11 protein-coding genes are annotated in these 13034 nt (G+C 38.2%); 7 read left to right on the forward strand and 4 right to left on the reverse strand.

Annotation, left to right across the window (positions count from 1 at the left end):
• Window positions 1-206: 206 nt before the first annotated feature.
• Window positions 207-2450 carry an acetyl-CoA hydrolase/transferase C-terminal domain-containing protein gene (locus HWV00_RS11560; protein ID WP_211681355.1) on the reverse strand — a complete coding sequence of 748 codons (2244 nt, stop codon included), beginning with the start codon at window positions 2448-2450 and terminating at the stop codon, window positions 207-209.
• A gap of 643 nt (window positions 2451-3093) precedes the next feature.
• Here HWV00_RS11560 and HWV00_RS11565 point away from each other — a divergent pair.
• On the forward strand, window positions 3094-4098 hold the full coding sequence (locus HWV00_RS11565; RefSeq protein WP_211681357.1) for an NAD-binding protein: 1005 nt from the start codon (window positions 3094-3096) through the stop codon (window positions 4096-4098).
• Between the two features lie 77 nt (window positions 4099-4175).
• Here HWV00_RS11565 and HWV00_RS11570 read toward each other — a convergent pair whose 3' ends face one another.
• From HWV00_RS11570 to HWV00_RS11580, 3 genes are all read right to left on the reverse strand, one after another.
• The gene (locus tag HWV00_RS11570; RefSeq protein ID WP_211681359.1) at window positions 4176-4436 is read right to left on the reverse strand and encodes a hypothetical protein; all 261 of its coding nucleotides are present in this window, start codon (window positions 4434-4436) and stop codon (window positions 4176-4178) included.
• Between the two features lie 157 nt (window positions 4437-4593).
• The gene (gene yjjX, locus HWV00_RS11575; protein WP_211681361.1) at window positions 4594-5136 is read right to left on the reverse strand and encodes an inosine/xanthosine triphosphatase; all 543 of its coding nucleotides are present in this window, start codon (window positions 5134-5136) and stop codon (window positions 4594-4596) included.
• Window positions 5137-5139: 3 nt separating this feature from the next.
• Window positions 5140-5631 carry a C40 family peptidase gene (locus HWV00_RS11580; RefSeq protein WP_211681363.1) on the reverse strand — a complete coding sequence of 164 codons (492 nt, stop codon included), beginning with the start codon at window positions 5629-5631 and terminating at the stop codon, window positions 5140-5142.
• Window positions 5632-6127: 496 nt separating this feature from the next.
• On the opposite strand from HWV00_RS11580, the gene HWV00_RS11585 reads away from it, so the two are divergent.
• From HWV00_RS11585 to HWV00_RS11610, 6 genes are all read left to right on the forward strand, one after another.
• Window positions 6128-7732 carry a wax ester/triacylglycerol synthase family O-acyltransferase gene (locus HWV00_RS11585; protein ID WP_211681365.1) on the forward strand — a complete coding sequence of 535 codons (1605 nt, stop codon included), beginning with the start codon at window positions 6128-6130 and terminating at the stop codon, window positions 7730-7732.
• Between the two features lie 9 nt (window positions 7733-7741).
• Window positions 7742-8383, forward strand: a complete 642-nt coding sequence (locus HWV00_RS11590) for a TetR/AcrR family transcriptional regulator (RefSeq protein WP_211681367.1) — start codon at window positions 7742-7744, stop codon at window positions 8381-8383.
• 370 nt (window positions 8384-8753) lie between these two features.
• Window positions 8754-9440 (forward strand): LipL32 family surface lipoprotein, encoded by a 687-nt coding sequence (locus HWV00_RS11595; protein WP_211681369.1) that lies wholly within the window; start codon window positions 8754-8756, stop codon window positions 9438-9440.
• A gap of 272 nt (window positions 9441-9712) precedes the next feature.
• Window positions 9713-10261, forward strand: a complete 549-nt coding sequence (locus tag HWV00_RS11600; RefSeq protein ID WP_211681371.1) for an ECF-type riboflavin transporter substrate-binding protein — start codon at window positions 9713-9715, stop codon at window positions 10259-10261.
• A gap of 6 nt (window positions 10262-10267) precedes the next feature.
• Window positions 10268-11962, forward strand: a complete 1695-nt coding sequence (locus HWV00_RS11605; RefSeq protein WP_211681373.1) for an ABC transporter ATP-binding protein — start codon at window positions 10268-10270, stop codon at window positions 11960-11962.
• A gap of 26 nt (window positions 11963-11988) precedes the next feature.
• Window positions 11989-12870: an energy-coupling factor transporter transmembrane protein EcfT gene (locus HWV00_RS11610; protein ID WP_255554505.1), complete on the forward strand. Its 882-nt coding sequence runs from the start codon at window positions 11989-11991 to the stop codon at window positions 12868-12870.
• The last annotated feature ends 164 nt before the right edge of the window (window positions 12871-13034 follow it).

Below are 13034 nucleotides of genomic sequence, written 5' to 3' on the forward strand. Positions count from 1 at the left end.
TAACAGAACTACCTATTATTACTTAGTGTTTAGCCTGAATAATGGAGCAAAGGATGAAGTAAGGAGGAAGTGAATAGTAAAAGAATAATAAAAGAATAATAAAAGAATAGTACTGTAGACAACTCAATAAAACGAAGAGCAAAGTGGACATTGAGATAGATAAACACACCCTATCTTCAAATGCCCACTTATATCATAATTGTAATCTATTTTTTCTGTAGCTCTTTACTCAATAAGCGTTGAGCCATACGCTCTGAGAAGTTAACAGGGTTAGTTAAATCCATACGACTTAGCAATGCATCAACCTCTTTGGTTGACGTTGTTGAAGTCAGACCGCGTAGCAGAAGCTTAAGCTTACCTTTTTTCGACAGTCCTTGGTTTTTCAACGATTTCAATGCCTTGATTATTTTCAATTCCGCATCAGTAAAGCTACTGCCTTGGGGATATTGAGGAAATACACCCTGTTGCTTATGTGTATTACAAAGTTTAGCAATCGCTTCTGGCATATTGTTCGCAAACTCAGCCGGTATTTCGTAATTAGGCGCTACTTTACCTGCATCTTTCGCTTGCTGGAGTAGTGTCGCTTGAAAACGCGAATCTGCAATCTTAATTAATTCAGTGTAAACAACGTTATCAGGCTTGCCACGTAGATCCGCAATACCATATTCAGTCACCACAATATCACGTAACTGACGCGGTATGGTGTTGTGTCCATAGTTGAACAACACGTTTGATTGCAGCTTACCATGACGTACACAAGTACTACGTAATTTAATAATTGAGCGTGAGTCTTTCATTTGGTGTGATTGTGCAACAAAATTATACTGACCACCTACACCACTAACCACTTGTCCGTTCTCTAATGCGTCTGAGATCACAGACCCATCAAGCGTTACCATCATCGCAGAGTTGATGAAACGCGCTTCTGTACGTTGTAACTCTTTAATTGTTTGGCTACCCCAAAAATGGTTATACAAATCATTCACGTATCTCACACTTGTCATGCAGAATTTTTCATGATCTTTCTCAGACATGTCATTAAGTGCATCGTAAAATGCTTGAGGGCCAATAAAGAATGCACCATGCATGACAACACCGCCTTTCAGTTTGTCACCTAGGCAATGCTTTTCAATCCATTGAAGTGTGCTTTCTTGACTCAAATCTGCACTGCAACTTTCATCATTACTGTATAACGTGTCTTGATATAAGCTAACAGCCGATTTGAAAACACCAGTTTCTTGTAGATAAGCAACATCTTTGGTCGTCAGTACGTTTGATATCGCGTTGTGATTCAATAACGCCGTGAATGTTTTCATCGTCACGTCTGTGGTTATCGCTTTATCGTTCAGTAGCTTTTGTAACAGAATATCGTTAAAGACTTCTCGCTTTAGGACACCTGCACGATACAAATGCATGAACCCATCGACCATTAATTCACTACAGCCATACAAGCCTTCACTAAAGATACCCTTATTACCAATCTTGCCAGAGACAGGGAACTTCTTCTCTATATTCAAGTCTTTAAATACATTGCTGTACTTTTCATTATCCTGATGTCGCAGTAATAAACTATAACTCAATGCACTACAAAGTGAACCAATACCCAACTGAAGCGTACCGCCATCTTTCACTAGAGTACTCGCATAAAACCCAATCATATGATCTTCGTTTGAAATGGCATCTTCAGGGACTGCGAATAATGAATAGTCTTCTTTCTTACTTTCTAGTACGAAATCGAGTTCGCTAGCGGCCACTTCTGCATGGTTACGCATAAATGGCATATTTGAATTAACTTCACCCACACAAGCAAACTTTTTGCCTTTGGCACGTAGTGCTTCCAACTCTGGGATAAGGTCTAGTGCTAAATCTGAATTACTGCCCAGACTATAAGTCGTCACATCACCAACTTGTCGTTCTGCTACGATTTGCGCGATGACGTTAACGCCCTTATCAATCAAATCACGAACAGCATGTGTGTAGTTAGTACTGGTATAATGCTGTTGTTGCGTAGTATTTAAAAAGCTACCCGCTTTAAAAAAGAATTCATACACTGTTACATTATCTGGTAACGTTTTACTGCGAAGGTCTTTCATATAATGCAGTTCTTGCACACCAGCAAATTGGCGACTAACAAATGGGGCAAGAAACTTGTTTTCAAGGTCTGTCTTAGCGCGAGGAAGCTCCAAAGTAATACCAGTTTCAATTTGTAACGTAATACTTGGATCTGCTTTTGCACGTAAATATAATGCATTAGCAAATGCAATCGGCTTACCGATTGCTAACGGTAAACCCAACACAATATGGTTTCCGACATCAGCAAGTACAGCATCAACTAATCGTTCAACATCGTTGAATCTAACACCATCAGGCTTGCTTGTGATTTTGTTTGAATCTACAACTTTGATATCTGATATTGTTTTTACTTTTGGTTCGAATTCTAATACAGACATTATTATTATCCTTTTTAATATGCAGCAACATTGGGTTTGCCATATACCCATTTAGTATTATATTAAATCTGATTAAACGTGGCAGCAAGTCATATTTATAAGGGGAATCCTATGTTCACATTAAAAGTATCAGCAACAGAATGTTAATCTAAAGTTAGCTACCCCTAGGTATTTAAGTCACCAATAATCAAAGCGTTAAAAGAGTAATACGTTGAAATTAATTGAAAAATAAGATAATCGTGCAAATACTCTAAAAACCTGATTCAAGTAGGTTCATCAATCTACATAATGGTGTAACATAAGGCGCCACTTTATTAACATAATAAAGTGGCCTACTACACACATGAATACTACACATATATAGCACCCGGCATACACATACAGTACCCACCATACACATACAGTATCCGCCATATACATATAGCACCCGCCATAAATCTCAAGCCGCTTGCACCTCTCACTTCTACTTATCAAAAACTCAATCTTGCGATCTAGCTAGTAGATCTCTCTTTTATTCTCATTTAATCAAACAGAATCAACAAAATAATATTGCGGTGAATATAACAAACTGCTTAAATACACCTATAAAGTAGTATTTTATAATCCCTTAATTAAATACCTCGACGACGAAATAAGAGAGCCTATGGACACGATCAAACAACCCAATTTAGACACTAAAATGATCCGAACTCATGCCCTATTACATATGGCTAAATCAATCCATAGTATACGAGGAGCAAAGTCACAAGGCATTGAGTATGCAGAACCTCATATTGATCTTGCTGCGATTAAACAAAAATTAGATACTCTTGAGAGTCAGTATTACGTAGAAAATATAACGCGTATCTCAACACCGAATAATGTAATTAATACGCTTGAAACGAATATAAAAAAGGCCGACATCGCGATAAACAAATGCATTTGGCATTATGATGAAGCCATCGCACTGCCCTTCATTCCAACAAACTTAGCTGTTATTGGATCTGGTATCGATGCTATTGAGATTGCGACGATTTACCAAGCCCTTGGGGCAAGCGTGGATATACTCATCACGGGTGATGACGTGTTCCCCGAGCTCGATAAAGATATCAATAAAACGTTTCAACGTTATGTAAAACGACTTTTCAAAATCAAACCGCAAGCAGAAATAACAGCATTTAATTTTACTGATAAGCAGGTTCAGCTTTCCGCTACAAGCAAAAATAAAACATTACCTGATTCAATTTATGACGCGGTATTCATTGCAGGCGATCGAGCACCACATAATAACGGATTAACACAACCCTTTATGGCCAGCAGCTTCCCGACGGTCACTTGGTTAGGATGGACAGAAAAGCAATTAGACATCAGTGGCTTGAATTATAAAGCGATCACCATTCCTTGGCGTTCACTCGGTCGTGCAAACACAGATATTAATACCAATGGTCTAACTAAATTAATCTTTAATACTGATGATCATACTTTGATCGGTGGCGGGTGCATGGGGAACAATGCAGACGAAATATTCGGGGAGATATGCCTCGCAATACGTAATCAGTTTACGGCCGATAATATCGCGCACACAGTGCATGCACACCCTACTCTCCATGAGTCCATATTACTGGGCTGTGAAGTGTATAAAGGCACGGCAACGGATGTCTTAAACTAACATTAAGAACAACGATACCTACAAGTTAGCGTTATTCATAAAGCGACTATTTAACGTTTCAGTTCGAATCTCAACGATTAATCAGCACTAATTTCGATTAATGCTGATTGCTGAGTTGATTTACTGCCTTCCTTACTCGCACAATAGCCGCTATTGCACTGCTGAGTACAAGGTTTTGTGCAATGTACGCGCTTATTACAACTCCATAAACAGAGCTGCCAGACTTGCTGTTTTGATTCTGCATCTAAACAGTTTAAATCTGCTACGCATAAATGACCCGCTTGAATTAACTCTGCTAGCTTATGAGTCGATATACTTAAATTAACCTTTGAAGACATGTTGTTATCCTTATAAACGCTTTATCACTCCATCTTCACATCATACTAGTAGTTGAGAATGATTATCAATAGCGAATAAGGTTTTTATTTACACTAAATTACAAAGCGCTTAGATAACAGTCAAAATCAAAGGTCATATAAGGTTACTATCAACACATTATTGGCTATAAAGATCAGGGTATAAAAAAGGCGCCATCGCGAGTGTAAGCGCTTGAGTATAGTTACTTTCACGTGTGGCATGACCATTCGTTAATAAACCAATCGCGCCTCCTTTATGCTTGATATTCACTGTTTTGAATAGTTTATCCATAACAGGTCCTAACTCTTCACCATCAAGTAATGACTGATAGATTGGTGCTGGTAATGGCAATGCGGCACTGCGTCCTACTGATTGCTGCTCTTTATTCGCAATAACAACATACGCGAATGTTGCAGGTCCATCGTCGAGTAAATCGACACCACCTTCAATTGCAATATAAAAGTCGGCAGTTGTATGTTGCTGACAATACTTAACACGATTGATCGCGCCTTCTCGCGTTTCTGCAGCGTCCATCGGTTGATCTGGTACATTTGATGGTGCATCAACACCTTCACATTCAACACGATGGTCAGGATATAATTCAGCGATCACAACACGTGAGGCATTTACTTTAACTGGGTTTTTAGATCCAACGATAACTTTAATTAATTTATGTTCCATCACTTACAACTCAACTCTTCTTGATTGCCAATAGTGGCTGTTCCAATAGGGATTATCTAAACGGGATAAGATCACACCACGGCTTGATGATGCATGAAAAAATTGCAGATTATCCACCATAATACCGACATGCCTTACATTCACACCTGTTTTAAAAAATACTAAATCACCCGTACGTAGTTGTGCACGCTTAATCGAATACCCTTCTTTAACTTGACTGGCTGTGGTACGAGGCAGCGATAAAGAAAACTTCTGTTCAAATGTCAGTTTAACTAAACCAGAACAATCCACACCTTGTTTACTCATCCCACCCCATTTATGCGGGGTGCCGTACCAGTCTTTATATTGTGCTAATAACGCGCGTTGGAGATTAGCTAGCTTATCTGACGGTGCAGCAATGACCTTTACATGCTCTACCGAATCAATCGTGCTTCGCTGGCTGCAACCTGCCATTAGCATCAGTAGAAAAGTACAGAAAAGCGATTTAATAATCATGGTATTTACTCATTATAACGTTTTTATCCCGCGCATTTTACCTGCTTGGTAGCATTAAAAACAACTAACTTATAATCACTTTTATATAAAGTTATCGGCAACAGTACTAAAGCGCTCAATGAAATAAAAAATGCTGATAAATATTTCATAAATTACAAAAAACAAACCTGTTACAAAGGCAATTCGTGTTACCGCTAACAGTGCATTGGGTTATTAACACAAACCTTGCTATACCTCTTTCGTAGCAAGGGTCCAACCTCAAATGTCAGTTCCATTAAAATTAACAAATAGAAACAAAAAAACAAAAAGTAACATGCATATGAATTTATTTAATACTATTTTCATACCCTTAGGTGAATATTTAACACTTTGTCACTATTTACAAATTAAGTACAACACTCTAACATGTACCCCAATAGGTATAGATACACTACAAAATAGAGCTAAGAATCTAAACTCTCTATTTTATGATTTTACGGCATAGGGATCAGATGAGATGCAAGCACTTACGTTAGTTGATATGGGTTTCTTATATACAGAAACAGTTGCGAGTCCTAAACATGTAGCCGGACTACAAATTTTTACAGCGCCTAAAGATTATGAAGGTAATTTTACCCGCGATCTATTCGATAGCTTAATGTCTCAAGATGAGATTAAGACACCTTTTAATCTCAAGCTGAAAAAGCAACTAACAGGCCAATACTACTGGAAAGAAGATGACAACATCGATCTATCTTACCATGTACGATTTGCTATGCTTCCACAACCTGGTAATGAAAGTCAGCTGCTTCATTTTGTTGAACATCAACATGAAACACTACTTGATAGAAACAGACCTTTATGGGAAATGATATTAATTGATGGTCTAGAAGATAATAAGTTCGCTATTTATCTAAAAGCACACCATGCCTTCACCGACGGTGCAAAAGCTAACCAGTTATTAATGTCATATTTAAATGGCGATAGTAATGCACCAATGACTGCATTTTGGAACATTGAACCAAAACAGAAAGAAAAGCAAAATGATAGCATGCTGCAATCAGTCACAAAGACATCTAAAAAATTAACGAATCAAGTTAAATCAATACCGTCACTGACTAAGCTAACAACTAAATTACTATTCCAAGCTGCGAATGTATATAAAGCGGATATGCCAACACCATTTATGGCACCTAAAACACCGTTTTCAATCAGCCCTAAACGTGCGCGTCGAGCAGCTGTATCAGCATTGCCGTTAACACGAGTTAAACGCATTGGTAAAATGACCGGGGCCACAATTAATGACGTTGTTGTTACTATTTGTGATATGGCCATTCATAACTATCTAGCAAATAAGAACTTTAATCTTAAAAAGCCACTTGTAGCGCAAATGCCGATGAGTCTACGTGACGCAGGCGATACTGTTACCAATAACCAAGTTGCTATCAGCTTAGTTGAGTTAGCTTATCGTGGTGAATCACCGCTTGAGCGCCTAATGACGATTAAAGATTCGTGCATCAAACTCAAAAAAGAAACACGTTTACTGACTAAAGAAGCATTAACAAGTTACACAATGGCGAGTCAAGGTTTAGCTGTTGTTAGTGAGTTATTCAACTTAGATACTGTATTACCGCCAATGGGTAACGTACTCATTTCAAATGTTCCGGGTCCACGTGAACCGTTATATATGATGGGCGCGAAAATGGAGCAGTGCTTCCCAATTTCGGTATTACCACCAGGAATGTCATTAAACATTACGCTTTACAGCTATAACGGTTTAATCAATGTTGGTTTGGTTTCTTGCCGCTCGGCATTACCTGATTTAACTGACCTAGCTGAATTCGTGAATAACGCATTTATCGAATTAGAAAATGAAGTATTAGAAAGTGCGGCAGTATCTGTATCAGAGCAAATTGCACAGTTAACAATGACAAATGATAACTCTGATATTAAACAAGAAAGTTTAGCTATTATCGAACAATTATTAGCTGAAAAAAACAAAAAGAACGATATTAAAACTCCGCTTAAAACACAGAAAAAAAGAGTAAAGCCTGTGGAAAAACCAGCGGTTAATGTTATTTCAACTGATACAGCAGAAACAGCCGTACCAGCATCAGTTTAGGAAAAAGTGATGAAAACACGCGATAGGATATTACAGTGTAGTTTAGAGATGTTCAGCCAGTTTGGGCACGTAAAAGTGTCTACAGTTGAAATCGCTAACGCTCTAGAAATTAGCCCAGGTAATTTATATTATCACTTCAACGGCAAAGAACAGTTATTAACTGAATTATTCTACGAGTATGAAGCGGCAATTAATAAGCTTATGTCATTTTATGAAAATGATGTACAAGCGTTTGAAGATTACTGGGCATACTTAAATGTGTATGTTGGTTTAATTCAACAGTACTCATTTTTCTATCGTGATATGAAAGTTATTTTTGATGAAAACAAGTTATTAAAACGCCGCTTTATGCGTTTAGTTAACAATCATCATAGCTTTTTTTCTAAAATGCTATTGTCGTTAAATGAAAGCAGTGAAATCAAAATGTCAGAAGCACAACAAAGCTCGATGGCTGATACGATCTGTTTAATTGCGACAAACTCGCTTGATACACAACTAGCTGAAGAAGATTACGATCTTCAAAAGATTACTCAGCGTATTGTATTACGTATTATCATGCTGGTTGAACCTTATTTTTCTGTCGAATCGAAGGAAAAATACTTACATGAAGTTGAGCAAAACCCTGTTGAAACAACAAGTTTGTTTGGCTAAATATCAAATTCAGTATTGATTAAATAAAAGCCTAGTGATCAACTCACTAGGCTTTTTTATTTGCATCGATTACGCGGTATCATATTAGCTAATATCCCCTCTCCAATATAACGCCTTCTTTACTCATCACTACAACAATGCGTTTTTAGTGCTGACGTACATAATCGCTTGAGTATTAACTCCAAACCATAAAGCATGAGTGAGTGCTAGAGCTATAAACAATAAAGTTGACCCTAAATCTGTTCTTATCTGATTATTTGGTATTGAATAAGTACTGAATTACTATTAAATCAAATGGTTATAATGATATATAGAGAAGCTAACTATATACTGGCTCTTCACTTATATGCATTGATTTAAGGATTTAATTTTGAAAAAGGGAATTGCAACTAAGTTATTACCATTACTAGCAATCACAACGCTTGCTGGTTGTATGTCTACAGGCCCACACCTAAAAAGCTCTAATAAAGAAGGTATAGCAGGTATGGAAGTACGTGCACCATACGTTAACTATACTAATTATTTTGGTTATGTTGATGACAGCGTAAAGCCTGATGGTAAAATTAAAGGTAAACCAGCCTATTACTTATATGCATGGGTACCAGCTGTAATTGACGAGATTGGTGTATCAATGATTTCTCCAGCTGAATCAACGCCAGCTGAAGGTGATTTCGTACAAAACACATTTGAAGCAAGCCTTGAGTCTGCTCCAGATAAGTATTTTGATACGTATATTACACTTGATCGCTTAAACATTATTGATAACACGAAAATCAATAAAGGCGGAAAAGTACTTCAAGCATTAAATTATAATGATGATACTTCAGAGTTACCAGCTAACCCAGGCGGTTCTTCTTATAACTCATTGTTACGTCAAGTATCTGAAGTAAGCAGCCCAACGAAAGCACTCGTTCGTGGTGTATACCGCATCTCATTCACTTCATTCCGATCTGCGATTGAAGGTTCATTTGAAGCAACTGTTGGTACAAACATCCCTGGTGTTAAAATCGCAGCATCTTTAGAAGAATTACATGAACTCGTTAACAAAGAAGGTTAATCCTTTTTAATTAACTCGGCTGTCTTCATGACGGTCTAAGATAATGTAATTAAACGGCGCCTCTTGCGCCGTTTAATGTTTTACCAATTTATCCCTATTCACCCCTTACTTTCATACATCTACCATACAAACTTTTATGCACCCAGCACGTAAACTAACAAGCTAAATACTGGTTAAAAGAAAACCACTTTAACTTTATTTCCTTAATAGCCTGTATTCCTGTACAATTCGCACCTTTGATTTTTCGCGTTAATTTACACCCAAGGCTTATTATGAATCTTTCAGCTAAAACCGTTGTTGTGATTGCAATTGGTGCTGCTTTATACGGCATCGGTGGACTTCCAATGTTTGGTATTCCAGTATTTGCAAATACGACACTTAAACCCGCGATGGCAGTACTTGCTCTATTCTCGGTATTATTTGGTCCATTAGTTGGCTTCTTAGTAGGCTTTATCGGTCATTGGGTAACAGACTTGTTCTCTGGTTGGGGTGTTTGGCTAACTTGGGTACTCGGTTCTGGTATTGTCGGTCTTATTATTGGCTTCTTCCCTAAACTGACACAAGGTCGTTTAGAGAAAGGCGTATTCTCGATAAAAGATATGGCCTTGTTTGTTGTTCTCGCCTTAATCGGTAATACAGTCGGCTATGGTATATCAGCATTACTCGACACTATTCTTTATGCAGAACCGTTCACCAAAGTAATGACGCAATTAACCATCATTGCTGCAGGTAATACTGTATTAATTGGCATTGTTGGCTACATTCTACTGACTGCATATGCTAAACGTAAGAAACAAAGCCGTAATCTTACCGAGGGTTAATCAACAATGACAATCGAATTTTCTGACTTCTCTTTTAAATATGCTTCGCAAGAAAAAGCGACTCTGAAAGGCATAAATCTAAGGATAGAGAAAGGAGAGAAAATCGTCATTATTGGTCCAAGTGGCAGTGGTAAATCAACACTTGGGCAATGCTTAAATGGTCTTATCCCCCATGCTGTTAAAGGTGACATGTCTGGCACCTTAACCATTAATGATACTTCGGTGTCAGGTTTACGCATGCAAGATTATAGCGAAGCTGTTGGTACTGTACTGCAAGATACTGACAGTCAGTTTGTCGGTTTAAGTATCGGTGAAGACATTGCATTTGCACTTGAGAATGACATGATTCCTCAAGCCGAAATGTTACCTATCGTACAAAAAACTGCAGCGATGGTTGACCTCGACGACTTGCTTGAACATTCCCCTTATGCATTATCGGGTGGTCAAAAACAGCGCGTATCACTTGCCGGTATTTTGGTTGATGATACTGATATTTTGTTATTTGACGAACCACTTGCCAGCTTAGATCCTAAAACGGGTAAAGCGACAATCGAGATTATCGATCAATTACATCGTGATACAGGCAAAACCATCATTATCATCGAGCACCGTCTTGAAGATGTGCTGCACCGCCACGTTGATCGCGTTATCTTAATGGAACGCGGTCAAATCATTGCCGATATGAGTCCTGATGAACTCATTGCCTCACCACTACTACAAGTTCACGGCATCCGAGAACCTTTGTATATCTCGGCATTAAAAGCGGCAAACTGTCCTATTTCAATTGCAGATAAACCTGCGTTTATTGAAAAAATGGATCTTAAAAAATACCAAGCTCCCCTTCAACAGTGGTTTCATGCTCAGCCTGCCGTAAATCAGACTGTAACGAATGAACCTCTGCTGGAAATTAATGATTTAACGTATTCTTACACTGGCGAAAAAAATGCATTAGAAGATATTTCATTTACGGTTAACCGTGGTGAATTTGTTTCTATCTTAGGCAAGAATGGTTCGGGTAAATCAACAATCACCAAACTTATCATGGGTGTTATCGCACCAGATACGGGTAACATCAAACTCAATGGTGAAGACATCGCTGAGTTATCTATCTTTGAGCGTGCTCAAAAGGTCGGTATCGTGATGCAAAATCCAAATCACATGATCTCTAATCACATGATTTTTGATGAAATTGCTTTTGGACTACGTAACCGTGGTCATGATGAAGCCTTTATCGAAAATAAAGTATTAGAAGTACTTGGTTTGTGTGGGTTAATTAAATACCGTCACTGGCCAATTGAAGCACTTAGCTATGGACAGAAAAAACGAGTCACAATTGCCTCTATCTTAGCATTAGAGCCTGAGTTACTTATTTTAGATGAGCCGACTGCTGGGCAAGATCACCGTAACTACACATCGATGTTATCTTTCATCCAAACGTTAAATAAAACACTGGGTATTACGGTGCTCATTATCTCGCATGATATGCATTTAGTTTTAGAATACACAACACGTTCTGTGGTGATTGCAGAGAGTAAATTAATTGCGAACGCACCTGTATCACAAGTTTTCAGTGATCCCGTGTTACTTGACCGTGCAAATTTAAAAGTAACCAGCTTGTATACTCTGGCCAATGCTGTCGGCATCGAAAATACAGATGGTTTCATGCAGCAGTTTATCAAATCTGAAGTCACGCCTTCATAATGAAGAGCAACACGAACCGTAACAATATGATGAACAAAAACACGATTAAAAATAATAAAAGTAACGTGAATAAAACCAAAAAAATTGATTTTGGCATTAACTATGTTAATACCAACTCGGCCCTACATCAGCTTAATGGTGTAACAAAATTTGTTCTATTCTTAGCCTGGGTGACAGTGGTCTTAACGACCTTTGATTTACGCTTGATCCTTGCGCTTATTATTACAGGTTGTACGTTATTAAAACTAACGAAAGTACCCTTCCCTGTTTATAAGCCGTTGTTAATCGCGACAGCAAGTGTACTCAGTATGAACGCATTATTTATGTTCTTGCTGGCTCCACAACAAGGGGTTGAGTACATTGGTTCAGCCACTGTATTAGTGTCATTGTGGGGGGATTATTCGCTCACACAAGAAACATTGTATTATTTACTGACAGTGACGCTGAAATACTTCAGTATGTTCCCGATTGCCTTAGTGTTTGTGTTTACCACGCATCCGACTGAGTTTGCTGCGAGTTTAAACCGTTTAGGCGTACCCTACAAAATTGCATACGCGGTCAGCTTAACACTACGTTATTTACCCGATGTAAAGAATGACTTTGTTAACATTATGCATGCACAGCAAGCACGTGGCGTTGATTTATCAAAGAATGTCTCTGTATTTTCTCGAATTAAAAACGTAGCAAAAATCTTAGGCCCTCTGATTTTTTCAAGCCTAGATCGTGCTGACGAAATCTCGAATGCAATGACACTACGTGGTTTTGGTCATAATAAGATGCGTACATGGTATAGCTTAAAACCAATGACGAAGCAGGATTTCATCGTCATGGGATTAATCGCGTTGATTGTAACCTTGGCCATTATCAAACGCGTGATGGCAACAGAACTCTTCTGGTATCCATTCTAGCTCTACACGACACGAGCTAAAAACGAGAGGCTAAAAGTTATTGATAACTTGTAGCCTCTCGCATTAAAAGCTTAGCGTGACTTGAACAGCGCTTTATCATCTGCATCACACTTGTTACTATCACCCTATGGATAGACAGATACACAGTAATCTACTTTATTGTC

It is taken from the genome of Moritella sp. 24 (assembly GCF_018219155.1).
Lineage (GTDB): Bacteria > Pseudomonadota > Gammaproteobacteria > Enterobacterales > Moritellaceae > Moritella.

What these genes read in the sequence shown, in the direction of transcription:
- HWV00_RS11590 (WP_211681367.1), top strand. Translation starts at nt 7,742, where the DNA reads ATGAAAACACGCGATAGGATATTACAGTGTAGTTTAGAGATGTTCAGC.
- HWV00_RS11570 (WP_211681359.1), bottom strand. Translation starts at nt 4,436, where the DNA reads ATGTCTTCAAAGGTTAATTTAAGTATATCGACTCATAAGCTAGCAGAG.
- HWV00_RS11580 (WP_211681363.1), bottom strand. Translation starts at nt 5,631, where the DNA reads ATGATTATTAAATCGCTTTTCTGTACTTTTCTACTGATGCTAATGGCA.
- HWV00_RS11600 (WP_211681371.1), top strand. Translation starts at nt 9,713, where the DNA reads ATGAATCTTTCAGCTAAAACCGTTGTTGTGATTGCAATTGGTGCTGCT.
- HWV00_RS11605 (WP_211681373.1), top strand. Translation starts at nt 10,268, where the DNA reads ATGACAATCGAATTTTCTGACTTCTCTTTTAAATATGCTTCGCAAGAA.
- HWV00_RS11565 (WP_211681357.1), top strand. Translation starts at nt 3,094, where the DNA reads ATGGACACGATCAAACAACCCAATTTAGACACTAAAATGATCCGAACT.
- yjjX (WP_211681361.1), bottom strand. Translation starts at nt 5,136, where the DNA reads ATGGAACATAAATTAATTAAAGTTATCGTTGGATCTAAAAACCCAGTT.
- HWV00_RS11585 (WP_211681365.1), top strand. Translation starts at nt 6,128, where the DNA reads ATGCAAGCACTTACGTTAGTTGATATGGGTTTCTTATATACAGAAACA.
- HWV00_RS11560 (WP_211681355.1), bottom strand. Translation starts at nt 2,450, where the DNA reads ATGTCTGTATTAGAATTCGAACCAAAAGTAAAAACAATATCAGATATC.
- HWV00_RS11610 (WP_255554505.1), top strand. Translation starts at nt 11,989, where the DNA reads ATGATGAACAAAAACACGATTAAAAATAATAAAAGTAACGTGAATAAA.